Raw genomic sequence first — 22493 nt, forward strand, 5'->3', positions numbered from 1 at the left:
CTCCCCCATGAGTGCAACCCAGGCAGCACCGGCACGAGACCGGTTGCGTATCGCCATCCAGAAGAGTGGCCGGCTGGCCGAGCCCGCCCGCAATCTGCTCAGTGCCTGTGGCCTGAGCTGGCGCGAAAGCCGCGACAAGCTGTTCTGCTACGGCGAGTCGCTGCCGGTGGACCTGCTGCTGGTGCGCGACGATGACATCCCGGGCCTGATCGCCGACGGTGTCTGCGACCTCGGCATCGTCGGCCGCAATGAACTGGATGAGCAGGCCGCCGCGCGCCGCCAGATCGGCCTGCCGGATGCTTATCAGGCGCTGCGCGGACTGGGCTTCGGCCAGTGCCGGCTGATGCTGGCGGTGCCCGAGGAGTGGCAGTGGCAGGGTCCGGCGCAGCTGGCTGGCACACGGATCGCCACCAGCTATCCGGCCATCCTCAAGCAGTGGCTGGATGAGCAGGGCGTGGATGCGCAGGTGGTCGAGCTGTCCGGTTCGGTGGAGATCGCGCCGCGCCTTGGTACCGCCGACCTGATCTGCGACCTGGTCTCCAGCGGCGCTACGCTGCGCGCCAACCAGTTGACCCCGGTGCACAACCTGCTCGACAGCGAGGCAGTGCTGGCGGGCGCGGTGCGCGTGCCGGATGACGCACGCGCGTCGCTGCGTGCGATGCTGCTGCGCCGTCTCGACGGCGTGGTGCAGCGCCAGGACCGCAAGCTGCTGATGTTCCGCGCCAGCGAGGATCGCGTCGATGCGCTGGCACAATTGCTGGCCGATGCCGAGCCGCTGGTGCGGCTGCCGGCCGATGGCGGCGCACTGCGCCTGCAGACCATGTGCCCGGGTCCGTTGAGCTGGCAACGCATGGAAGAACTCGAGCGCGCCGGTGCACAGGGTCTGATGGTGTTGAGCGTGGAGCGGTCGCTGGCATGAATCGTCTGATCTGGTCGCAACTTGATGAGGCCGCGCGCAGCGCGGCATTGACCCGCCCGGTGCAGACCGTGGCGCAGCAGACCCGCGATGCGGTGGCGGCGCTGATCGCGCAGGTGCGCGCGCAGGGCGACGAGGCGCTGCGTGCGATTACCGCTCGTTTCGATGGCGTGGAGCTGGCGTCCTTCGAAGTGTCCGATGACGAGTTCGCGGCCGCCGAAGCGGCGGTACCCGTGGATCTGCGCCAGGCCATGGGGGAAGCTGCCGAGCGCATCACGCGCTTCCACGAGGCTGGCATGGGCAAGGGCTATGTCGTGGAGACCGCGCCGGGCGTGGTCTGTGAACGCATGCTGCGGCCGATCGGCCGGGTCGGCCTGTACGTACCGGCAGGCAGTGCGCCGCTGCCGTCCACCGCGTTGATGCTGGGCGTGCCCGCGCAACTGGCTGGTTGCCCGCAGGTGGTGCTGTGCACGCCGCCACGCGCCGATGGCACGGCCGACCCTGCGGTGCTGGTGGCCGCGCGCCTGACCGGCGTGCAGCGCGTGTTCAAGCTCGGCGGCGCGCAGGCGATTGCCGCGATGGCCTATGGCACCGCCACCATCCCGGCGTGCGACAAGCTGTTCGGGCCCGGCAACAGTTTCGTTACCGAAGCCAAGCAGCAGGTCGCACAGGACGGCGCCGCCGCCATCGACATGCCGGCCGGCCCGTCGGAAGTGCTGGTGATTGCCGATGCGGGCGCAAACCCGGCGTTCGTGGCTGCCGATCTGCTGTCGCAGGCCGAGCACGGCCCGGATTCACAGGTGCTTCTGTTGACCGACGATACCGCGATGCTGGTGGCGGTCGAGGCGGAAGTGGAACGCCAGGTGGCCTTGCTGCCGCGCCAGCAGATCGCACGCCAGGCACTGTCGGCGTCGCGCCTGATCGAGGTCGATTCGCTGGCTGACGCCTTTGCAATCAGCAACCGGTATGCGCCCGAACACCTGATCCTGGCGCTGCGCCAGCCGCGCGACTGGCTGGACAAGGTGCAGGCGGCCGGCTCGGTGTTCCTAGGCGATTTCACGCCGGAAGCACTGGGTGACTACTGCAGCGGCACCAACCACGTACTGCCGACAGCAGGCGCTGCACGTGCCTACAGCGGTGTCAGCGTCGCCAGCTTCCAGAACCTGATCAGCGTGCAGAGTGCCAGCGCTGCAGGACTGGCAGCAATCGGCGGCTGCGCACGCATCATCGCCAGCGCCGAAGGCCTGGATGCGCATGAGCGTGCAGTGGCCCTGCGCATGGAGGCCGCCGCATGAGCGCCGCCATTGATGACGTGCTGGCACTGGTGCGCCCGGATCTGCAGGCCTTCGCCGGCTACAGCTCGGCGCGTAGTGCGGCGGTGCAGGGCGAGGTCTGGTTGAACGCCAACGAGTCGGCCTGGGCCAATCCGGCCGATGCCGACGGCAGCAGCCGGCGCTATCCCGAACCGCAGCCGCTGGCGCTGCGCGAGAGCCTGGCCGCACTGTATGGCGTGCAACCGCAGCAGCTGCTGGTCGGCCGCGGCAGCGACGAAGCCATTGATCTGCTGGTGCGCGCGCTGTGCGTGCCCGGACGTGATGGCGTGCTGGTCACGCCGCCGGTGTTCGGCATGTACGCCGTGTGTGCACGGTTGCAGGGCGCCGCGCTGATCGAAGTGCCGCTTGTGGACAGCGAGGATGGCCTGCGCACCGATCTGGATGCGGTGATCGACACCGCCAAGGCGCGCAATGCCAAGCTGGTGTTCCTGTGCGCACCATCGAACCCGGCCGGTAGTGATATCGCCCTGGACGAGGTCGAACGCGTGGCGGTTGCGTTGCGCGGGCAGGCGCTGGTGGTGGTGGATGAGGCCTATGTCGAGTACGCGCAACGTCCGTCGGCGACCACGCTGTTGGCCGTGAACCCGAATCTGGCGGTGCTGAGAACGTTGTCGAAGGCGCACGCTCTTGCCGCCGCGCGCATCGGAACACTTATCGCCGCACCGGAACTGATTGCCGTCCTGCGTCGCTGCCAGGCGCCGTACCCGGTGCCGACGCCATGCGCGGAACTGGCGGTGCAGGCGCTGCAACCGGCCGCACTGGGGCGCACCGCCGAACGCGTGACCACGGTCATCGCCGAGCGTGAACGCCTGTTCGCGTCGCTGCCCGGCCTGCCCGGCGTGCGCCGCGTGTATGCCTCGGCCGGCAACTATCTGCTGGTGCGCTTCGCCGATGCCCAGGCCGCGTTCGATACGCTGCTGGCTGCTGGCGTGGTGGTGCGCGACCAGCGCGCCGCGCCGCAACTGGGCGATGCCCTGCGCATCAGCATTGGCAGCCCCGAAGAGAACGACCGCGTGCTTGCGACCCTGTCGGCGCGGAGGGCCGCAGCATGACCCCGATCCTGTTCATCGACCGCGACGGCACCCTCATCGAGGAGCCGTCCGATTTCCAGATCGATGCCTACGAGAAGCTGCGCTTCGTGCCGCAGGTGATCCCGGCGCTGCTGAAGCTGCGGGATGCCGGCTACCAGTTCGTGATCGTCACCAACCAGGATGGCCTGGGCAGCGACAGCTACCCGCGCGCCAGCTTCGATGGCCCCAATGATCTGATGCTGCAGATCTTCGAGAGCCAGGGCATCACCTTCCGTGACGTGCTGATCGATTGCAGCTGGCCGCAGGACAATGCACCGACCCGCAAGCCGGGCATCGGGCTGATGACCGCCTATCTGCAGGACCGCAGCATCGACTGGGCACGCTCCGGCATGGTGGGCGACCGCATCACCGACCTGCAGTTCGCCGACAATCTCAACATCCGTGGCTTCCAGTTGCGTACCGAGCAGTTTGGTGGCGAGTGGGACTGGCCGGGCATCGCCCATGCGCTGGCCGACGCGCCGCGTACTGCCGTGGTCCAGCGCAACACCAAGGAGACGAAGATCCGCGTTGAACTCGATCTGGACCGTGCCGGTGATGCGCGCATCGCCACCGGACTGCCGTTCTTCGACCACATGCTGGAACAGATCGGCAAGCACGGCGGTTTCGCCCTGGACATCCAGGCCGAGGGCGACCTGCACATCGACGAGCACCACACCATCGAAGACACCGGGCTGGCTCTGGGCCAGGCCCTGCGCGAAGCACTGGGCGACAAGCGCGGCATCGGCCGCTACGGTTTCACCCTGCCGATGGACGAGACCCTGGCCAGCGCTGCGCTGGATTTCAGCGGCCGCCCCTACTTCGTGTTCGACGGCGAGTTCAAGCGCGAACGGGTGGGCGACATGCCGACCGAACTGGTGCCGCACTTCTTCCGTTCGCTGTGCGATGCCAGTGGGCTGAACCTCAACCTGCAGGTACGCGGTGACAACGACCATCACAAGGTGGAGGCCTGCTTCAAGGCGCTGGCGCGCGCGCTGCGCCCGGCGCTGGCCCGGCAGGGCACGGCGTTGCCGACCACCAAGGGGGCGCTGTGAGTGACGTAGCGCTGATCGACGCGGGCGGTGCCAATCTTGGTTCGGTGCGCTATGCGCTCGAACGCCTTGGCGCCAGCGTTCGGCTGGTGCGCGATGCCGATGGGCTGGTCGGCGCGCAGCGGGTGATCCTGCCCGGCGTCGGTGCGGCGGGTCCCGGCATGCAGCGCCTGCATGCGCAGGGCCTGGTCGAGCCGTTGCAGCGGCTGGAAGTACCGTTGATGGGCATCTGCCTGGGCATGCAGCTGTTGTTCGAGCGCTCCGAGGAAGCCGGCGTGGAAACGCTGGGGCTGATTCCCGGGGTGGTGCGCAAGCTGGTACCGGCCTGCGGCATCCGGGTGCCGCACATGGGTTGGAACCGCCTGCTGCCGCTACGTGAGTCGCTGCTGTTGCAGGGTGTACCAGAGCGGGCCAGCGCCTATTTCGTGCACAGCTATGCGGCGCCGCTGAATACCCACACCGTTGCTGCCTGCGATCACGGTGGCCTGTTCACGGCCGTGGTGGAGCAGGGGCGCTACTACGGCGCGCAGTTCCATCCCGAGCGTTCCGGCGAAACCGGCTCGCTGATGCTGCGCAACTTCCTTGAGGGCACTGCTGCATGAGTTTCATCGTCTACCCCGCGCTGGATATCCGTGATGGCCGCGTGGTGCGGCTGCGCCAGGGCGACTACGCGCAGGAAATCTCGTATGGCGACGACTGCCTGCCGCGCGCGCAGGCCTTTGCTGCGCAGGGCGCGCAGTGGATGCACCTGGTCGATCTTGATGCGGCGCGTGCCGGCGGCTATACGCTGGCGCCGTTGCTGGCAGCGATTCGCGCGCAGACGCCGTTGCGGGTGCAGACCGGCGGTGGCGTACGCGGTCGCGATGACGTGGCGCGCATCCTCGATGCCGGCGCCCACCGCGTGGTGGTCGGTTCACTGGCCGTGCGCCGCCCCGACGAGGTAGTGGGCTGGCTGGAGGAATTCGGCGCCGAACGCATCACCATTGCGCTTGATGCCCGCCAGGATGCACAGGGCCAGTGGCAGCTGCCGGTGCACGGCTGGACCGAGAACGCCGGGGTGACCCTGGATGATCTGGCCCAGCGCTACGCACGCGCCGGCATGCACCACCTGCTGTGCACCGACATCGCCCGCGACGGCATGCTGGCCGGGCCCAACATCAGCCTCTACCAGCACCTGTCGGCGCTGCTGCCGGGCGTGGCGGTGCAGGCTTCCGGCGGCATCCGTGACGTGGCCGACGTTGCCGAAGCGCGACGTGCAGGCTGCGGTGGCGCGATCCTTGGCAAGGCGCTGCTGGAGCAGCGCATGGACCTGGCGGAGGCACTGGCATGTTGAGCCGGCGCATCATTCCCTGCCTGGACGTGCGCGATGGCCGCGTGGTCAAGGGCGTGCGTTTCCGCGACCACGTCGACATGGGCGATATCGCTGAGCTGGCGCAGCGCTACCGTGACCAGGGCGCCGACGAGCTGGTGTTCTATGACATCGGCGCCAGCCCCGAGGCGCGTTCAGTGGACGTGGCCTGGATCGAGCGCATCGCGCGACTGATCGACATCCCGTTCTGCGTGGCCGGTGGTATCGACAGCGTCGAAACGGCACGCCGCGTGCTGTTCGCCGGTGCCGACAAGGTGTCGATCAACTCCCCGGCGCTGGGGCGCCCGGAACTGATCACCGAGCTGGCCGACGAGTTCGGCGTGCAGTGCGTGGTGGTGGGCATCGATTCAGTGCGCGAGGCTGATGGCCAGTGGCGGGTGCGCCGTTTCAGTGGCGACCCGGACAAGACCCAGGCAGTGCCGCTGCGCACGCTGGACTGGATCGTCGAAGCACAGCGGCTTGGTGCCGGCGAAATCGTGTTGAACTGCATGGACAGTGACGGTGTACGCCGTGGCTACGATGTCGCCCAGCTGCAGCAGGCACGGGCACTCTGCCAGGTGCCGCTGATCGCCTCCGGTGGCGCCGGTGCGATGGAACACTTCGCCGAGGCCTTCGACCAGGCCGATGTGGATGGCGCGCTGGCCGCCAGCGTGTTCCACAGTGGCGCCATCGCCATTCCGGAATTGAAGCGCTACCTGCGCGAGCAGCAGATCGAGGTGCGGGATGTCTATTGAAGTGAGGCCGTCACTGGATGCGCTGCAGGCGCTGGACTGGGGCAAGGGCGAAAGCCTGCTGCCCGCTGTCGTGCAGGATGCCGATACCCTGCAGGTGCTGATGCTGGGCTATGTCAGTGCAGAGTCGCTGGCGGCCACGCTGGCCATCGGCCACATGACCTTCTTCAGCCGCAGCAAGCAGCGGCTGTGGACCAAGGGCGAGCAGTCCGGCAACGTGCTGCTGGTGCAGTCGATCAGCGTGGACTGCGATGCCGATACGCTGCTGGTGATGGCGCGCCCGGCCGGGCCGACCTGTCACACCGGTGCGGAGAGCTGCTTCGATGGCGCGCCGAAGGACTTCCTTGGCGGGCTGGGCCAGCTGGTGGCGATGCGCGAGGCGCAGCGGCCACCGGGCAGCTACACCACGAGTCTGTTCGAGGGTGGTATCCGCCGCATCGCGCAGAAGGTGGGCGAGGAGGGCGTGGAAACCGCGCTGGCGGCGGTGGCGCAGGATGACGAGGCGCTGCTGGGCGAGGCCTCGGACCTGCTGTACCACCTGCTGGTGCTGCTGCGCGCGCGTGGTCTGTCGCTGGAGGATGCGCGGGCAGTGCTGGAAAAGCGCCATCGTTGAAGGAGGCGTGCGGACCAACGGTCCGCACCTACCTTTTCAATGCAGCCGAGCATGGCTCGGCTCTACAATAGGGAGTCTTCTTCTCTCCCGGACCGTCCCATGAAACTGCCTGCCGCGTGGCTGTGCTGCCTGTTGCTGACCTCGCCGGCCTGGGCCGCGGACACCGTGGTCACCGGCAAGGTCTATCTGGAGCGCGACGGCAAGCCAGGCCGAGGTGCCACCGATCCGGGCCTGGCCGGGGTGCAGGTCTCCAATGGCGAGACCATCGTCAAGACCGCCGCCGATGGCAGCTACAGCCTTCCGGTGCGTGACGGCCAGACCGTGTTCGTGATCAAGCCGGACGCCTACGCCTTCCCGAAGGCGACCGATGGCCTGCCGTCGTTCTGGCGCCACTACCGCCCGAAGGGTTCGCCGGCACTGAAGTACGGCGGCATCGCCGCGACCAGCGACGTCACCCGCAACTGGGATTTCGCGCTGCATCCGGACCGCCATGACAGTCGCCGTGGATTCCAGATGCTGGTGTTCACCGATTCGCAGACGGCCAGCCTGAAGGACATCGGCTACTACCAGCAGTCGATCGTGGCGCCACTGGTTGGCCAGACCAGGGCGCGCCTGGGTACAACCCTGGGTGACATCGTCAACGACGACCTGACCCTGTACCCGGCGATCAACAAGGTCACCACGTCGCTGGGCGTGCCGTGGTTCCATGTGCCGGGCAACCACGACCTCGACTTCGATGCAGCCAGCGACGACCATTCGCTGGACAGCTGGCGCAACATCTATGGCCCGGACACCTACGCGGTGGAAGAGGGCGGCGCCAGCTTCGTATTCCTCGACGACGTGGTGTACGACCCCAGGGCCAGGCCGAAGTATGTCGGCGGCCTGCGCGAAGACCAGTTCGCTTTCCTCGCCAGCTATCTGAAGGGCCTGCACAAGGACCGCCTGCTGGTGCTGGGCATGCACATCCCGCTGTTCGACGCCGCGCCGGGGCGCGAGACCTTCCGCCACGCCGATCGCCAGCGCCTGTTCGACCTGTTGAAGGACTTCCGCAACGTGCTGGTGCTCAGCGGCCACAGCCATACCCAGCAGCACGTCTACCATGGCAAGGCCGACGGCTGGAAGGGCGACAAGCCGCTGCACGAGTACAACGTCGGTGCCAACTGCGGCGCGTTCTGGTCGGGCGTGAAGAATGCCGCCGGTGTGCCGGACAGCACCATGAGCGATGGCACGCCGAAGGGCTATGCGCTGCTGGATGTGGCCGGCAACGGCAGCTACACGCTGCACTACCGGGTGGCGGGCAAGCCGGCCAGCGAACAGATCGGCCTGCATGCACCGAAGGTGCTGCGCCAGGGTGCCTACCCGGCGTGGGGCATCTATGCCAACGTCTACATGGGCGAGGACGCCAGCGTGGTCGAGTACCGCGTCGACGGCGGCGCCTGGCAGCCGATGAAGCAGGTCAGTCAGCCCGACCCGCGCCTGATGGTGGAAAACGTGGCCGACGATATGGCAAACAGCCTGCGTGGCTACGATCGATCGCCGGAGGCCACCGCATCGCCTCACCTGTGGCGTGGCGCGCTGCCGACCGATCTGGCGGTGGGCAGCCACAAGGTTGAAGTACGCTCCACCCAGCCCGATGGCGCAGTGTTCACTGCCACCACCAGCTACAGCCTGCAGACTGCCCAGCCCTGACACGCCGCAAGGCCTCTCCAGCGAAAGGACCCCGCATGGATATCCGCTTCATGGCCGGCACCACGCCGGTGACCCTCAGTCGCCACTGGTTCACCGGCGCGATGCTGCTGCAGAGCGCCACCGAGAAGGTCTGGGTGCAGCACCCGCTGCATCCGGGCACCCACTTCTCGTTCTCGCTGGTACAGTCGTGGCTGTGCCACATTGCTGGCCATGAAGTGCTGGTGGAACGCACCCGGCCGCTGCTGTTCGCCGGCTTCCGCCCGCAGCGCCTGCGCGTGCTGGTGGACGGCGTGCAGGTGGCCGAACAGGAAGGCATGTAGGCCAACCTGAACCACCGGCGTGCTAGGCAAAGCCGCCCTGATGCCTGAGAATCGGGGCGATTCGATCGATCCAAGCAGGCCAGCGTGACCATCGCAGCAGCGTCCCCGGTTTCCTCCGACTCCGCCCGCGGCGGTCTTCCGCGCCATCTGGTCGTCGCCGATGTCGGCGGCACCTTCGCCCGTTTGGCGTTGGCTGAAACGCAACCCGGCCAGGCGCCGCTGCTGGGCAGCCATCGCACCTACGCCTGCGCCGAGCATCCCAGCCTGGCGGCGATCCTTGCTGATTTCACCGCTGGCCTCAGCCAGCCGGTGCAGACTGCCGTGGTGGCCATCGCCGGCCTGCTCGATGGCGATGTGCTGATCAATTCCAACCTGCCGTGGACCGTATCGCTGTCGGCCACCCGCGCGCAGTCCGGGCTGCGCGAGCTGCAGCTGATCAATGATTTCGAGGCGGTGGCACTGGCCATCCCGTACCTGCAGCGCGAGACGTTGGTGCCATTGAACGGCGACGCCGATCCGGCGCAGGCGTTCCCGGCGCTGGTGCTGGGCGCGGGCACCGGCCTGGGCGCCGCGCTGCGTTTCGCCGATGGCGAGCGCCCGGTGCTGGCCAGTGAGATCGGCCATGCCGCGCTTGCCGCCGGCAACGCGCTGGAACTGCAGGTGCTGGGCAAGCTGCTTCAGCGCTGGGCGCACGTGGACAACGAGCGCGTGCTTTCCGGCAGCGGCCTGATGAACCTGTATCCGTGCCTGTGCGAACTGCGTGGCGTCACCCCGGTGTGGTCCAGCACCGAGGCGCTGATCGGCGCCGCCCGCAGCGGCGAGGATGCGCTGGCGGTGGAGACGCTGCAGGTGTTCTGCGCCTGGCTGGGCAGCCTGGCCGGCGACGCAGCGATCGCCGTCGGTGCACGCTCGGTGTACCTGGCCGGAGGCATTTCCGCGCATGTGCAGGATTTCCTGGCCGATGGCCGCTTCCGTGAGCGCTTCCTCAACAAGGGCGTGCTGACCGAGGTGCTGCGCCAGGTGCCGGTATGGCGCGTGGAGCACGGCCAGCTGGGCGTACTCGGTGCAGCGGTCTGGCACGCCGCACGACAGCCCGCGCACGACTGATCGCTGCGACCGGCATAGGGCCGGCCGCACATTGCAGACTGGGAGGGGAAGATGGTGGATCGCAGGCAGTTCCTGCAGGCCGGCGCACTGGCCGCAGGCATGGCAGCATTACCGGGCGTACTCGCGCGCGCGCAGGGTGGAGCCAAGGTGGTTTCGACCTGGGACTTCGGAGTGCCGGCCAACCAGGCTGCGTGGAAAGTACTGACGCAAGGTGGCAGCGCGCTGGATGCGGTCGAAGCCGGTGCACGCTGGGCCGAGAGCGAACTGTGCAACCCCACCGTCGGTTATTGCGGCAACCCGGATCGCGACGGCGTGCTGAGCCTGGATGCCAGCATCATGGATGGTGATGGCCGCTGTGGCGCGGTGGCCGCGCTGGTCGACATCCTGCATCCGGTCTCGGTGGCCCGCAAAGTGATGGAGAACAGCCCGCATGTGCTGCTGGTGGGCGAGGGCGCACAGCAGTTTGCCGTGCAGCAGGGTTTCGAACGCCAGCGCCTGCTGACGCCGCAGGCCGAAGCGGCCTGGCGCGAGTGGCTGAAGACCGAGAAGTACCAGCCGCAGATCAACGCCGAGCGCCGTGGCATCCCCGGCAACAGCGACAACCACGACACCATCGGCATGCTGGCGCTGGATGCCAAGGGCCATCTGGCCGGTGCCTGCACCACCAGCGGCATGGCCTGGAAGCTGCACGGCCGGGTCGGCGACAGCCCGATCATCGGTGCCGGCCTGTATGTCGACAACGAAGTGGGAGCGGCCACCGCCTCGGGCGTAGGTGAGGAGATGATCCGCAACGCCGCTTCGTTCCTGGTGGTCGAGCTGATGCGCCAGGGGCGCTCGCCGGCGCAGGCCTGTCGCGAGGCGATCGACCGCGTGGTGCGCAAGCGCCCGGAAGCGAGCAGAACGCTGCAGGTGTGCTTCCTGGCAATGAACAAGCAGGGCGAGGTGGGCGCGTACGCGTTGCACCGCGGTTTCGTCTACGCGGTGTGTGATGCGCAGCGCCAGGACGACCTGCGCGATTCGCCGTCGATCTACACGAGCACGCAGGCGTGAGCAAGCTGCGCACCCTGGAGATCGCCAGCAACTCGCTGGCCTCGGCGCTGGCCGCCCAGGCCGGCGGCGCCGACCGCATCGAGCTGTTCGACAACCTGGCCGAGGGTGGCACCACGCCGTCGTTTGCCAGCATCGCCATCGCCCGCGAACGCCTGTCGATTCCGCTGTTCGTGCTGGTGCGCCCGCGTCCGGGTGATTTCCACTACGACGCGCTGGAAACCGAACTGATGCTGCGTGACATCGCGCAGTGCCGTGCCCTCGGCTGCGATGGCGTTGTGATCGGCGCACTGGATGTGCAGGGCGACATCGACCTGCCGCTGTGCCGCGAACTGGTGCAGGCCGCCGGGCCGTTGCAGGTGACCTTCCACCGCGCCTTCGATGCCGCCCGCGACCTGCCTGCCGCACTGGAGCAGGTGATCGGGCTGGGATGCCAACGGGTATTGACCTCGGGGGGCCAGGCAAGCGCCGAGGCCGGTGCCGAGGTGCTGGCGGGCCTGGTTACCCAGGCGGCGGGGCGCATCACGGTGATGGCTGGTGCCGGACTGGGCCCGGCCAACATTGCCACGGTCGCGCGGAAGAGTGGCTGCAGCGAACTGCACGCCTCGGCCAAGGGCCTACGGCGCTCGGCCATGCAGTTCCAGAACCCGGCGCTGCGCGGCCTGGACCCGGACTGGAGCCAGACCGCCACCGCCACCGTGGCTGCACTGCGTCAGGCGCTGGACGGCTGATTGCAGGCGCGGGGTCGGATCCCTTCGCAGAAGGGCTCCGACCCCGACCGCGCACGCAATTGGGTCAGAGCCCTTCTGCGAAGGGATCTGACCCCTGCAGCAGGCTTGCCGCGGACAGAACCGTTCCGCGCGTGATTGTCGCAATCGTGTCACGCATTCCTGCGCTGCTCTCTCAGCGATAGTCCGCAACCCATTGATTGCTCTCGATACCGGTAGCCAATAACGGCACGCCGTCGCCGGTTTGTGCGTTGCGGCATGCTGCGCATAGTTCAGCTGTGCTTTAGTTTGGATCGATCCACAGGGGAGGGCGCCGGGTCGGTCTTGAACCGATCCAGGTGCCCGGATCAGCCGTAGTGCCGCGCCACCACCCGTCCGTGCGTCCACACTTTCGAAGAGCAACCACCCATGGCTCAGATCGTCCGCAAGCGCCGTCACCTGCTGTCCCAGGCCTTGGTCCTGGCCCTGCTTCCCCTGGCTGCCAATGCGCAGGAAGCCTCAAGCTCGTCCACCAAGGATCTCGACGCGGTCACCGTCACCGGCTCGCGCATCAAGCGCGCCAGCGTCGAAGGCCCTGCACCGGTCAACGTGATCACCGCTGCGCAGATCCAGAAGGAAGGCTTCGTCAGCGTGTATGACGCACTGAAGACGCTGACCGAAGCGACCGGCACTGTCGAAGCCGCTTCGCAATGGGGCTCGCATACGCCCAATGCCAGTGGCCTGAACCTGCGCGGCATGGGCCCGAACCGCTCGCTGCTGCTGGTGAATGGTCGTCGTGTGGCCGACTACCCGCTGCCGTACGGCGGCGAGACCAACTTCTCCAACTACGGCAACATTCCGGCTGCTGCGGTGGAACGCATCGAAGTACTGACCGGAGGCGCCTCGGCCATCTACGGTTCCGATGCGATTGCCGGTGTGGTCAACGTCATCCTGAAGACGAACTACGACGGTGATGAAGTGCGCGTACGCGGCGGCACGTCGACCGAAGGCGGCCGTGATACCTGGGATCTGTCCTGGGCCGGCGGCAAGACCGGTGACAACTGGAGCGTGACCTACGCGCTGCAGTACACCAAGCGCGATCCGTTGTTCGGCCGTGACCGCCCGCAGATGGACGACGCAGACGATGCGCCGTACCCATCCTGGAACATGGAACAGCGCAAGGTCGGCTTCCGTCCCGCTGCCGGCCTGGCGCTGATTGATCCGAGCAACGGCCAGCGCCTGGCGCCACCGGCCGGCACCTGCGAGAAGTTCAACGGCGAGTACTACACAGCCGATCGATTGGTCTACAACTACGCCGCCAACACCATCACCAACACCGGCCGTCTGTGCGGCATGAGCGCCGACTACGCCAACTGGCTGCTGACCGGCGGTGCCGAGAACGTGTCCGGCAACCTGTATGCCACCTTCGATTTCAGCAACGACCTGCAGGCCTGGACCAACCTGGCGGTGTACCGCTCGGAGGCGATATGGGGCACCAATCCGCCCGGCGTGTCGCTGATCGACGATGACAACGGCTACTACTGGGATGCCAACCGCAACCGCCCGATCCTCGGCGTGCGCCAGTTCACGCCAAACGAGGTGGGCGGCCTCGATACGCTGCGCAACACCAATCGCGAACTGTCCTGGGACTGGAGTGCCGGCCTGCGCGGGCGCCTCGCCGACCGTTTCGACTGGAGCGCAACGGTAGGGCGTTCGTACTACCGTGTGGAAGAGCGGCAGAACGTGGTCGACAAGCAGAAGTCGTACGACTACTTCCTCGGCCCGAAGCTGGGCACCACTGCCGATGGCGAGGCGATCTACGCGTTGAACGAATCGCGCTGGTGGAATCCGCTGACGCCGGACCAGTACTGGCAGATGGGTACGGTGGCGAAGAACCGCGCGACCTCCTGGGTCAACCAGGCGTCGGCGGACATCACCGGCGAACTGTTCCAGGGCTGGGCCGGCCCCATCTCGTTCGCAGCCGTGGCTGAAGTCGCGCAGCAGGGCTATCACCTCAGTCCTGACCCACGCGCCGGCATCGACTTCGATCTGCAGAATGTCGACCGTGGTGGTGGCGAGCGCACCCGCTATTCGGCGGGCGTCGAGTTCAAGATCCCGCTGCTGGAGAGCGTGACCGCCACCGCGGCCGCGCGCTATGACCGCTATGGCAACTACAAGGCCGACGACAGCAGCGAAGCGCTGGAGATCGGCAGCCAGAAGGAAACCACCTGGAACGTGGGCCTGGAATGGCGCCCGGTGGAATCGCTGCTGGTGCGCGGCTCGTATGCCACCAGTTTCCACGCGCCGGACATGCACTACCTGCTGGGCCAGCCGAGCAGCTCCGAAGTACAGACCTATGACCGCCTGCGCTGCATCCAGAGCGGCGCCTACCTGGTCAACAACTGCGGCGTCGGCAACACCGATGTCTGGTACACGTTCGATGTGAACCGCCGTGGCACGCCGCTGCTGCGCTCGGAAACCGGTGATTCTTGGACGGTCGGCTTCGTCTGGGACGTGCTGCCGAACCTGTCGGTCAGCGCCGACTACTGGGCGATCAAGCTGGAAGACATGATCGTCGACGTTGGCGCCGACGAGGTGCTGGCCAGCGAAGCGGGCTGCCTGACCGGCAAGAACATGGACGGTACGCCGTGGGCCAATCCGGCCGGTGGCGAGTACTGCGCCGGCATCCTGGCCCGCGTGAACCGTGACAGCAACGGGCGCCTGGTATCGATCGAGCGCGGTCCGTTCAACCTGGCCAGCCGCGAGGTGCGTGGCATCGACCTGACCGCACGCTATCGCCTGGACACCGTGCAGTGGGGCAGCTTCCAGCTGGGCCTGAACTACACCAACCAGATCTCCACCAAGGAACAGCGCTACGCCAATGACCCGAATCCGGAGCGGCGCGATCGTGACCTGCGCAGCAAGCTGCGCGCGAGCCTGGCCTGGCAGCGTGGCAACTGGAACGCCAATGTCTACGCCGACCGCGTCGGCTCGGTGCCGGGCGTGCGCTACCACTGGGGCACCGACCGCCTGGACAACCCCGGCGGCTGCCTGCCGTTCGCCGATGGCTACGTGCCCAGCGACAGCCCGTCGCTGAACTGCCTGGAGCCGGCGACGCGTCCGGATGGCTCGCCCAACCCGAACCCGAATGCAGGCCAGCAGACCGCCCGCTATTTCGGCCGGGTCGGGCCGTTCATCACCTGGAACTTCAACGTGGGCTACCAGGTGACCGAACACGCGAAGGTGAACGTGTACGTCAACAACGCGTTCAACTCGGCCAGCTGGAACCACAAGGATCCGTACAAGCTGGACTACGACTTCGCCCCGACCCGCCTGCTGGGCGCGGTGGGCCGTGAGTTCGCGATGGAGTACGTGTTCACCTTCTGAGGCGGGTTGCAGGCGGTAGGCCGGGCATGGCCCGGCGCTACCGGTCGGTCCCGGGGTAGCTGGATTTGACCTTCCCACAATGGCAAGGTTTAGCCTGTCCGCATCCAGAAGGAACCCCGGGAATCCGATCATGAGTACGCCTCGCGCCACTGCAGTCCCCGCCAGCCCCTCCACCATCAGCCTTCCCATCGAGGGCATGACCTGTGCCAGCTGTGTCGGCCGGGTCGAGGCAGCGCTGTCCAAGGTCGAGGGCGTCGGCAGTGTCTCTGTGAACCTCGCCACCGAGCGCGCGGACATCCGGCCCTCCGGTCCGGTTGATCGCGCGGCGCTGATCCAGGCGGTTGAGCGTGTGGGCTACGACGTACCCGCCGCGACCGTTGAACTGGCGGTGGAGGGCATGACCTGCGCATCCTGCGTTGGTCGCGTGGAGCGCGCGCTGCGGGCGGTGCCCGGGGTCAGCCAGGCCAGCGTGAACCTGGCCACCGAGCGTGCCACCGTACGCGGCGTGGCGGGCGTGGACGCGCTGGTGGCTGCCATCGACAAGGTCGGCTACGCCGCCCGCCCGATCGAGGCCGGTGTGCAGTCCGATGATGAAGCCGCTGAAAAGAAGGATGCCGAGCGCGCCGAACTGAAGCGCGACCTGATCGTGGCGTCCGCGCTGGCGCTGCCGGTGTTCGTGCTGGAGATGGGTTCGCACCTGATTCCCGGCATGCACCAATGGGTGATGGCCAACATCGGCATGCAGACCAGCTGGCATCTGCAGTTCGCACTGACCCTCCTGGTGCTGGCCATCCCCGGTCGCCGTTTCTACCAGAAGGGATTCCCGGCGCTGCTGCGGCTTGCGCCGGACATGAATTCGCTGGTGGCGGTGGGCACCGCCGCAGCGTTCGGTTATTCGGTGGTGGCGACCTTTGCACCGCGGCTGTTGCCGCCGGGCACGGTGAACGTCTACTACGAAGCGGCAGCGGTGATCGTTGCGCTGATCCTGCTCGGCCGCTTCCTCGAAGCCCGGGCCAAGGGCCGCACCTCCGAAGCGATCAAGCGCCTGGTCAACCTGCAGGCCAAGGTCGCCCACGTGATCCGTGACGGCCGCGCAGTCGATATCCCGGTCAATGAAGTGCAGAGCGGCGACGTGGTGGAAGTGCGGCCGGGCGAGCGCGTGCCGGTCGACGGCGAGGTGGTTGAAGGCCGCAGCTACATCGATGAATCGATGATCAGCGGCGAGCCGATTCCGGTCGAGAAGCAGCCGGGCAGCGGCGTGGTGGGCGGTACGGTCAACCAGAAGGGCGCACTGACGGTACGTGCCACGGCGGTGGGCGCGCAGACCATGCTGGCGCAGATCATCCGCATGGTCGAACAGGCGCAGGGCTCGAAGCTGCCGATCCAGGCGGTGGTCGACAAGGTCACGTTGTGGTTCGTGCCGGCGGTGATGCTGGCTGCGCTGGCGACCTTCCTGGTCTGGTTGATCTTCGGCCCGTCACCGGCACTGAGCTTCGCGCTGGTCAATGCGGTGGCGGTGCTGATCATTGCCTGCCCGTGTGCGATGGGGCTGGCAACGCCGACCTCGATCATGGTCGGCACCGGCCGCGGCGCGGAGATGGGCGTGCTGTTCCGCAAGGGCGAGGCGCTGCAGCTGTTGAAGGATGCGCAGGTGGTGGCGGTGGACAAGACCGGCACGCTGACCGAAGGCCGCCCGCGCTTGACCGATCTGGAGATCGCCGACGGGTTTGATCACGGTACGGTGCTGGCAGCGGTGGCGGCAGTGGAGTCGCGCTCGGAGCATCCGATAGCCCGCGCCATCGTCGACGCGGCTGCCGAGCAGGGCATCGCGCTGCCGGCGATGGGCGATTTCGAATCGGTCACCGGCATGGGCGTGCGTGCCAGTGTTGATGGCGCGCGCGTGGAGGTTGGTGCTGATCGATTCATGCGTGAGCTCGGCGTCGACATCGGCCCGTTCGCTGAACTGGTCAGCCAGCTTGGAACGCAGGGCAGGTCGCCGCTGTATGCCGCCATCGACGGCCGCCTGGCCGCGATCATCGCGGTGTCCGATCCGATCAAGCCGAGCACGCCGGCCGCGATCGCGGCGCTGCACCGGCTTGGCCTGAAGGTGGCGATGATCACCGGCGACAATGCCGGCACCGCGCAGGCGATCGCGCGGCAGCTGGGCATCGATGAGGTGGTGGCCGAGGTGCTGCCGGAAGGCAAGGTTGAAGCAGTGCGCCGGCTGAAGGCCGCGCATGGTCATGTCGCGTTCGTCGGCGATGGCATCAACGATGCGCCGGCGTTGGCCGAGGCCGATGTTGGTCTGGCCATCGGCACCGGTACCGATATCGCGGTGGAATCGGCCGACGTGGTGCTGATGTCAGGCAACCTGCAGGGCGTGCCGAATGCCATCGCGCTGTCGAAGGCGACGCTGGGCAACATCCGCCAGAACCTGTTCTGGGCCTTCGCCTACAACACCGCGTTGATCCCGGTGGCGGCCGGCGTGCTGTACCCCGCCTGGGGCGTGCTGCTGTCGCCGGTGTTCGCGGCCGGTGCGATGGCCCTCTCCAGCGTGTTCGTGCTGGCCAACGCGCTGCGCCTGCGCCGCTTCCAGCCGCCGATGGCGGATGCCCCCGCTGCGAGCCACTGAAGGAGAACCGTATGAATATCGGTGAAGCCGCCAAGGCCTCCAGCGTGTCGGCGAAGATGATCCGCTACTACGAACAGATTGGTCTGATTCCTGCGGCCGATCGCACCGAGTCCGGCTACCGGGCATATTCGCAGGCGGACATCCACCGCCTGCGCTTCATCCGACGCGCGCGTGATCTCGGGTTCCAGGTGGCCGAGATCGCCGATCTGCTCGGCCTCTGGAACGACACCTCACGCCACAGTGCCGACGTGAAGCATCTGGCTGAGCAGCACATCGCCGACCTGGAACAACGCATCGAGCACATGCGGCAGATGGCCGACACGCTGAAGTCGTTGATCAGCTGTTGTGCGGGGGATGAGCGCCCGGAGTGCCCGATCCTGCAGCGGCTGGGCGAGGACGACGAAATGCAGTTGCCGGTTGATGCACCGAAGACCGGCGCGGTGCGTCGGCGCGCGCACAAGCACTGAGACGCTGCCATGCGCATGAAAAAGCCCGCCCGAAGCGGTTGCACCGGGCGGGCTTCGTTGTGGATGCGACGCTGCGGATCACGCGGTGCGCGGCGGGAACCCGGCGTCGTTCACCGCGGCGAAGACCTGCTCCTGCGATGCGGTGGTCTGCACCTTGACCAGGCCGGTCGGCGGGTCGGCCACAACGCTGGCGTTGGGATCGATCTGCTGGATCGCACGGGTCACACTGCGTGCGCAGCCGCCGCAGGTCATGCCGTCGACATGGAATTCCATCTGTAGCTCCTTCGGTGCTCTTGGGTGGAGCCAGTGTGCACCTTCCAACGATGGCAGGGTCAAGCGCCGGACTGAACGCCGGGCATATCGGAGCCAATGAAAACGGCAGCCACCTGTACCAGCGCGGCTGCCGTGGAGGAATGGCCCCGCACGGAGCGGGGCGGGGCCATGCCGGGCAGGACCCGGCACGCCCGGTCGGGCCTTAGAACTTCCAGGTGGCGCCGAAGTACAGCTGGCGGCCTGCATAGGTGTTGGAGATCAGGCGGGCCTTGGTGTCATTGCCCAGGTGCACGCGCTGCTCGGACTTGGTGGCATTGATCACCGAGGCGGTCAGCGTCCAGTCCGGGGTCAGGTTGTAGGCCACGTTCAGATCCAGCTGGTCATACGGCTCGGTGTAGACCGTCATGCCGTTCTGCAGGCCCCCCACAACTTCGCCGCGACGGTTGAACGAGGCACGCGCAAGGAACTTGTCGTTCTCGTAGAACACCGTGACGTTGGCCTGGTTCTTGGCGCTGCCGACCAGCGGCGAAGAGCCGATGTTCTGTCCGTCAATCACGATCGATGCCAGGTTGGTGTCATTGTAGGTGTAGTTGGCCTGCACGCCGAAGCCGGAATCGAAGGTGTACTGGCCATACAGTTCCACGCCCTGCGAAACACCATCCTGGCCATTGGCCTTGGTCTTGTAGTTCTGCACGGTCACCACTTCGCCGCCGACAGTCATCTGCGTGTCGCGCACGACCGGCACGGTGAAATTGCTCACGTCCTTGCGGAACAGGCCGACACCGGCCACGGCGCCCGGCTGGAAGTACCATTCCAGGCCCAGGTCGTACTGCGTGGCCTTGAACGGCTGCAGCTGCTTGTTGCTGCCTTCGCCGGCCCAACCCGGGTTCGGCGCACCGCCGGCGACGCGACGATCGTCGACGTATTCGGCGCTGTAGAAGCTCAGAGCGCCCGGGGTGGCGATATCGGTGTAGCCCGGACGGGCGATGACCTTTGACACGGCGCCGCGCAGCACCAGGGTGTCAGTGATGTCCCAGGCGATGTTGAAGCTCGGCAGGATATCGGTATACGTGCGGTCGACGCCGATCAGTTCATGGGTCTTGCTCTGCGCCAGATCATACGGCAGTCGCACGAAGCCACTCTCGCAGCCATAGCCCGGGTAGGCCGCAGCAGCCGGGTCGGTGCACGCCATCGGCGCGCCGGACGCGTTGTCCAGGAAGTAATCGTTGAACTTCTCGATCGAGTCGGAGGACTGCGCGAACTGCTTGGTGCGTACTACGCGCACGCCGACGTTGCCGCGCAGACGCTCGGTGCGGAAGTTGGCCTGGAAATAGCCCGAGTAGATCTTTTCGTTGACGTTGTAGACGAAGTCTTCCTCGGTACGGTTGTGCGAACCGCCGTAGGTCTTGTTCAGGTAGTCGATGTAGGCCGGGTAGTTGATGCCCGGGAACACATTCGCATTGAAACCGCCGGCGATGTTGCTGATCGGATTGGACAGGAAGAAGCCGGGCTGCGCGTCGCCGGCAGTCGGGTCGCAACCCGCTTGGTAACGGCCGTCCTTGTAGTCGGCCGGATCACGGCCCTGGCAGGTCCAGTAGGTGTTACCGGTATTGCGGTGGACCTTGCCGTCGCGGTACTTGGCACCAAACTGGATCGAGTCCAGCCAGCCCGATTCAAACAGCTTGGTGACGTCGGCCTGGAAGTAGTTCTGCTTGACCTCGGTGCGCTTCCACGACGAATCGGTCGAACCGGTGTCGACTTCGGCGATGCCGTTCATCAGCTGCTGCTGCAGGTCGGGCGAGAAGGTGGCCGAGGGCGTGCCGGTGAGGTCCCAGGCGCTGTACTGGTTGCCCGACAGGTAATCGCTGCCGACCTTGCGGCGCGGCTTGGCCGACATCCGGAAGTTCATCGACGGGCCACCTTCGGACCAGGTGCGGCCGCCGGTGAACGAGGCCTTCCACAGCGGGCTGATATCCCATTCGATGGTCAGGTCAGCGGTCTGCGATAGTGCCTTTTCCTTGCTGTAGCCGCCAGTCAGCTGCGGCGTCGGAACCGTGCAGTCGTCCGGGCCCCAGCCACCGGGCTTGAGTCCGGCGGCCTTGGCCTGGTCTTCGCTGCAGTAGTAGGTCTTTCCGGCCAGCTTTTCGAACTGTGCACCGGTGACGGTGTTGCCGCTGGGGTCGAAGTCCAACCCATTGAGCAGGCGTCCGCCCGCCCAGTTTCCATCGCCGTTGAAACGAGCCATGCTCCATTCCGGAATCTTCAGCATGTTCTGGGTGTAGTCACCCTGCAGCTCGAAGCGGAAGTAGTTGGCCGTCATCGTGACGTTGTCGACTGGCTTGAACTGGAACGTCAGCTGGCCGCCCTTGCGCTCGCGCTTTTCTTCCTTCACCGCGAAGTTGGCCGAGGTCGGCATGAAGAAATCGCTGTAGTTGCCGCCGGTCTGGTTGTTGAATCCGGACTTGCCCCACCAGTAGTGGATGCCATCCTGCGACTGCACGTTGCCATAGGCATCGCGCGCCTTGCCGGCGCCATACCACTGGTAGTCCTCGGTGCTGGCTTCCATGGTGCGGGTGGTGCGCTTCTGCTGCGTCACGCCGACCAGCACGCCGAAACGCTCATCCTTGCTGTGCCAGGAGTACAGGGCCGAGGCCTGCGGATCGATATCGTGATGGGTGTCGGAAGACGTGCCCTCGAGCGTGACGAAGCCCGAGTTGGATTCCATGTCCAGCGGACGACGGGTATGCAGGATGACCGTGCCACCGATGCCGCCTTCGTCGATGCGTGCTTCCGGCGACTTGAACAGCTCGGCGCTGGACAGCATGTTCGACGGCAGCAGGGTGTAGTTGAACGAACGGGTGGCCTCGTCGTTGGTTTCCGAGGTGGCGACGTAGTTGCCGTTCAACTGGGTCAGGGTCAGGTCCGGGGCCAGGCCGCGCACACTGACGGTCTTGCCTTCGCCGCCACTGCGGGTGATGACCACGCCGGGCACGCGCTGCAGTGCGTCGGCCACGTTCTTGTCGGGGAACTTGCCGACGTCCTCGGCGGTGATCACTTCGACCACGGCATTGGCGTCGCGCTTCTGCTCAAGGCTCTTTTCAATGGCGTAGCGGTAGCCGGTGACCTGGACGCTGTCCAGGTTGGTGGCTTCCTGCGAGCCGGTGGTGGTTGCCTGCTGCGCGGCGGCGCCGGCCGGAACGACGGCGGCGGCCAGGGCCAGCGCGATGGCCAGCGACAATGCATCCTGGCCATGCTTACGTGTTGAATGCTTCATTCCCATCTCTCCCTCTCTCCTGGATTGATCCGGTGACGTGGCACGGACAACTTGAATCGATCTAATTTGAAGTGACATTGTCGCTATCGCCATGCAGTGGCAGTAGCACCGTGCGCGTGGCCTGGTACGTCCTGTTGCCGCTCCCCCAACTCCCGGCCATCGCAATGTCGTCTTGGATCGATCTAAGCGATGGGCGGGCGTTTTTTAGCATGGGTCGCCCGCGGACGCATGCTGCTCCGCAATATGGTACTGGCGTGGCGAAGGGATGACGGTTTGCTGAAATCAGTGAAATCGTTTTCGTGCGCAGGGGAGGGTGGGTCGGCAGGGCTGCGCCCTGCACCTGCCGAAGCCAGGGCAAAGGCCAAAGCCAAAGCCAAAGCCAAAGCCAAAGCGGCTCCGGGTTGTCTGTGGTTTGGCGGGGCGGTGTGGGCTGGCAGGACACGCCGTAAACCCTTCCATGGGGGCTCGATGGCGCCATCCATGGCGCCAACGGTCCTGCCAGCCCACA

18 protein-coding genes are annotated in these 22493 nt (G+C 66.6%); 16 read left to right on the forward strand and 2 right to left on the reverse strand.

What is annotated here, in order from left to right; translation table 11 throughout:
* The first annotated feature begins 7 nt into the window (after positions 1-7).
* The 16 genes from hisG to cueR all read left to right on the forward strand — a co-directional run bounded on the left by hisG (position 8) and on the right by cueR (position 18438).
* Positions 8-919, forward strand: coding sequence for an ATP phosphoribosyltransferase (gene hisG / locus V3B41_RS12565; RefSeq protein WP_019338500.1), 912 nt, complete (start codon positions 8-10; stop codon positions 917-919).
* On the forward strand, positions 916-2211 hold the full coding sequence (hisD, locus tag V3B41_RS12570) for a histidinol dehydrogenase (protein ID WP_049426897.1): 1296 nt from the start codon (positions 916-918) through the stop codon (positions 2209-2211). The genes hisG and hisD overlap by 4 nt, the downstream gene beginning before the upstream one ends.
* A complete protein-coding gene (gene hisC / locus V3B41_RS12575; RefSeq protein ID WP_197619621.1) occupies positions 2208-3302 on the forward strand; it encodes a histidinol-phosphate transaminase in 1095 nt (364 codons plus the stop codon). Before hisD ends, hisC begins: the two co-directional genes overlap by 4 nt.
* Positions 3299-4372 (forward strand): bifunctional histidinol-phosphatase/imidazoleglycerol-phosphate dehydratase HisB, encoded by a 1074-nt coding sequence (gene hisB / locus V3B41_RS12580; RefSeq protein ID WP_049426901.1) that lies wholly within the window; start codon positions 3299-3301, stop codon positions 4370-4372. Before hisC ends, hisB begins: the two co-directional genes overlap by 4 nt.
* Positions 4369-4971, forward strand: coding sequence for an imidazole glycerol phosphate synthase subunit HisH (gene hisH / locus V3B41_RS12585; protein ID WP_006436751.1), 603 nt, complete (start codon positions 4369-4371; stop codon positions 4969-4971). Before hisB ends, hisH begins: the two co-directional genes overlap by 4 nt.
* Positions 4968-5702: a 1-(5-phosphoribosyl)-5-[(5-phosphoribosylamino)methylideneamino]imidazole-4-carboxamide isomerase gene (gene hisA / locus V3B41_RS12590; protein WP_049427539.1), complete on the forward strand. Its 735-nt coding sequence runs from the start codon at positions 4968-4970 to the stop codon at positions 5700-5702. The genes hisH and hisA overlap by 4 nt, the downstream gene beginning before the upstream one ends.
* Positions 5696-6472 carry an imidazole glycerol phosphate synthase subunit HisF gene (gene hisF, locus V3B41_RS12595; protein ID WP_049427541.1) on the forward strand — a complete coding sequence of 259 codons (777 nt, stop codon included), beginning with the start codon at positions 5696-5698 and terminating at the stop codon, positions 6470-6472. Before hisA ends, hisF begins: the two co-directional genes overlap by 7 nt.
* Entirely contained in the window at positions 6462-7082 is a 621-nt protein-coding gene (gene hisIE, locus V3B41_RS12600; RefSeq protein WP_049427542.1) for a bifunctional phosphoribosyl-AMP cyclohydrolase/phosphoribosyl-ATP diphosphatase HisIE, read from the forward strand. Before hisF ends, hisIE begins: the two co-directional genes overlap by 11 nt.
* Before the next feature lie 99 nt (positions 7083-7181).
* Entirely contained in the window at positions 7182-8771 is a 1590-nt protein-coding gene (locus tag V3B41_RS12605) for a calcineurin-like phosphoesterase family protein (protein WP_049427544.1), read from the forward strand.
* A gap of 35 nt (positions 8772-8806) precedes the next feature.
* Complete coding sequence (locus V3B41_RS12610; protein ID WP_049427546.1) at positions 8807-9091, forward strand: hypothetical protein; 285 nt, start codon at positions 8807-8809, stop codon at positions 9089-9091.
* 84 nt (positions 9092-9175) lie between these two features.
* Positions 9176-10198: a glucokinase gene (locus V3B41_RS12615; RefSeq protein ID WP_049427549.1), complete on the forward strand. Its 1023-nt coding sequence runs from the start codon at positions 9176-9178 to the stop codon at positions 10196-10198.
* A gap of 51 nt (positions 10199-10249) precedes the next feature.
* Positions 10250-11248, forward strand: a complete 999-nt coding sequence (locus V3B41_RS12620; RefSeq protein WP_049427551.1) for a N(4)-(beta-N-acetylglucosaminyl)-L-asparaginase — start codon at positions 10250-10252, stop codon at positions 11246-11248.
* The gene (locus tag V3B41_RS12625) at positions 11245-11976 is read left to right on the forward strand and encodes a copper homeostasis protein CutC (protein WP_049427552.1); all 732 of its coding nucleotides are present in this window, start codon (positions 11245-11247) and stop codon (positions 11974-11976) included. Before V3B41_RS12620 ends, V3B41_RS12625 begins: the two co-directional genes overlap by 4 nt.
* A 405-nt stretch (positions 11977-12381) precedes the next feature.
* Positions 12382-15339: a TonB-dependent receptor gene (locus tag V3B41_RS12630; protein WP_329861291.1), complete on the forward strand. Its 2958-nt coding sequence runs from the start codon at positions 12382-12384 to the stop codon at positions 15337-15339.
* Between the two features lie 130 nt (positions 15340-15469).
* Complete coding sequence (locus V3B41_RS12635) at positions 15470-17971, forward strand: heavy metal translocating P-type ATPase (RefSeq protein ID WP_329861292.1); 2502 nt, start codon at positions 15470-15472, stop codon at positions 17969-17971.
* An 11-nt stretch (positions 17972-17982) separates the two neighbouring features.
* On the forward strand, positions 17983-18438 hold the full coding sequence (gene cueR, locus V3B41_RS12640; RefSeq protein ID WP_049427559.1) for a Cu(I)-responsive transcriptional regulator: 456 nt from the start codon (positions 17983-17985) through the stop codon (positions 18436-18438).
* 78 nt (positions 18439-18516) lie between these two features.
* Here cueR and V3B41_RS12645 read toward each other — a convergent pair whose 3' ends face one another.
* Both V3B41_RS12645 and V3B41_RS12650 read right to left on the reverse strand, forming a co-directional pair.
* Entirely contained in the window at positions 18517-18711 is a 195-nt protein-coding gene (locus tag V3B41_RS12645; RefSeq protein WP_008267227.1) for a heavy-metal-associated domain-containing protein, read from the reverse strand.
* A gap of 202 nt (positions 18712-18913) precedes the next feature.
* Positions 18914-21991, reverse strand: a complete 3078-nt coding sequence (locus tag V3B41_RS12650; RefSeq protein ID WP_049427561.1) for a TonB-dependent receptor — start codon at positions 21989-21991, stop codon at positions 18914-18916.
* Between the last annotated feature and the right edge of the window lie 502 nt (positions 21992-22493).

Source organism: Stenotrophomonas sp. SMYL89, from assembly GCF_036319985.1.
In the GTDB taxonomy this organism is placed as follows: Bacteria; Pseudomonadota; Gammaproteobacteria; order Xanthomonadales; family Xanthomonadaceae; genus Stenotrophomonas; species Stenotrophomonas maltophilia_Q.

What these genes read in the sequence shown, in the direction of transcription:
- V3B41_RS12635 (WP_329861292.1), top strand. Translation starts at nt 15,470, where the DNA reads ATGAGTACGCCTCGCGCCACTGCAGTCCCCGCCAGCCCCTCCACCATC.
- V3B41_RS12650 (WP_049427561.1), bottom strand. Translation starts at nt 21,991, where the DNA reads ATGGGAATGAAGCATTCAACACGTAAGCATGGCCAGGATGCATTGTCG.
- hisG (WP_019338500.1), top strand. Translation starts at nt 8, where the DNA reads ATGAGTGCAACCCAGGCAGCACCGGCACGAGACCGGTTGCGTATCGCC.
- hisC (WP_197619621.1), top strand. Translation starts at nt 2,208, where the DNA reads ATGAGCGCCGCCATTGATGACGTGCTGGCACTGGTGCGCCCGGATCTG.
- hisF (WP_049427541.1), top strand. Translation starts at nt 5,696, where the DNA reads ATGTTGAGCCGGCGCATCATTCCCTGCCTGGACGTGCGCGATGGCCGC.
- V3B41_RS12645 (WP_008267227.1), bottom strand. Translation starts at nt 18,711, where the DNA reads ATGGAATTCCATGTCGACGGCATGACCTGCGGCGGCTGCGCACGCAGT.
- cueR (WP_049427559.1), top strand. Translation starts at nt 17,983, where the DNA reads ATGAATATCGGTGAAGCCGCCAAGGCCTCCAGCGTGTCGGCGAAGATG.
- hisD (WP_049426897.1), top strand. Translation starts at nt 916, where the DNA reads ATGAATCGTCTGATCTGGTCGCAACTTGATGAGGCCGCGCGCAGCGCG.
- V3B41_RS12610 (WP_049427546.1), top strand. Translation starts at nt 8,807, where the DNA reads ATGGATATCCGCTTCATGGCCGGCACCACGCCGGTGACCCTCAGTCGC.
- hisA (WP_049427539.1), top strand. Translation starts at nt 4,968, where the DNA reads ATGAGTTTCATCGTCTACCCCGCGCTGGATATCCGTGATGGCCGCGTG.
- V3B41_RS12630 (WP_329861291.1), top strand. Translation starts at nt 12,382, where the DNA reads ATGGCTCAGATCGTCCGCAAGCGCCGTCACCTGCTGTCCCAGGCCTTG.
- V3B41_RS12605 (WP_049427544.1), top strand. Translation starts at nt 7,182, where the DNA reads ATGAAACTGCCTGCCGCGTGGCTGTGCTGCCTGTTGCTGACCTCGCCG.
- V3B41_RS12620 (WP_049427551.1), top strand. Translation starts at nt 10,250, where the DNA reads ATGGTGGATCGCAGGCAGTTCCTGCAGGCCGGCGCACTGGCCGCAGGC.
- hisB (WP_049426901.1), top strand. Translation starts at nt 3,299, where the DNA reads ATGACCCCGATCCTGTTCATCGACCGCGACGGCACCCTCATCGAGGAG.
- hisIE (WP_049427542.1), top strand. Translation starts at nt 6,462, where the DNA reads ATGTCTATTGAAGTGAGGCCGTCACTGGATGCGCTGCAGGCGCTGGAC.